This is a genomic window from Chromobacterium aquaticum (assembly GCF_021129195.1).
GTDB lineage: Bacteria > Pseudomonadota > Gammaproteobacteria > Burkholderiales > Chromobacteriaceae > Chromobacterium > Chromobacterium aquaticum.
This window is the reverse complement of record NZ_JAJOHW010000195.1, coordinates 1-867: the sequence shown is the minus strand read 5'-3', so window position 1 is coordinate 867 and position 867 is coordinate 1. Positions and strand designations below refer to the sequence as shown.

Sequence of the window (867 nt, the reverse complement as noted above, 5' to 3'; positions counted from 1 at the left end):
CGCTGGGCCTGCTGCTGGCGCGTCGACGCAAGGGCGGCGCATCGCTGGCCTTGTCCGCCAGCAATACCAGCATGGCGCTGAGCCGCGGCGCTTCGTCGGGCATGGATGCGCCCTCGGTGGGCGCCGGCCATTCCTTCATGAGCAACTTCACCCAGGCGGCCGGCGCCATCGACGCGGCCGAGGTCGACCCGGTGGCGGAGGCCGAGGTGTACATCGCCTATGGCCGCGACGTGCAGGCCGAGGACATCCTCAAGGATGCGCTGGCCAAGGATCCATCGCGTCAGGAAGTGCGCTTGAAGTTGATGGAAATCTACGCCGCCAGGCCTGACGTCGCCAGCTTCGAGAAGCTGGCGCGGGAGATGCACGCGACCTTCGACGGCCATGGTCCGATCTGGGCCAAGGCCGCGGCGATGGGGCGTTCCATCGATCCGACCAACTCTCTGTATCTGTCCGATGGCGAGGGCGAGGAAATCGAGGCCGCCGCGGCGCCGGCTGCAGCCGCGGGCGAGGGCGGCATCGATCTGGATCAAGAGCTGTTCGGCGCGCAAAACGCTGACTTGCCGGCCGCGGCAGAGGCCGCCGCGCCAGCCGTCGAGCCGGCCGCGCCGCCGGAAGCGCCGCAGGACGACCCGTTGGCCGCTCTGTTGGAAGAGCCAAAGCCGGAGCCCGCGGCGGCGGCGGAGAGCAATCTGCTCGATTTCGACCTAGACGCCGAATTGACGCCGGCGGCGGAAGCCAAGCCGGAAGCGGCGGCCGAGCCGGCCGCGGCGCCGGCGGAGAACAATCTGCTGGACTTCGATTTCAATCTGGACAGCCTGGCGCCCGAAGCGCCGGCCGCGGCGGAAACGCAGCCGGCCGCAGCCGCCG

Annotated in this window: 1 protein-coding gene; it reads left to right on the top strand. The window is 70.0% G+C overall.

Annotation, left to right across the window (positions count from 1 at the left end; all coding sequences use genetic code 11):
- Positions 1 to 137: 137 nt before the first annotated feature.
- A partial coding sequence (locus LQT98_RS22490; RefSeq protein WP_407928965.1) for a type IV pilus assembly protein FimV occupies positions 138 to 867 on the top strand: 730 nt, incomplete at its 3' end.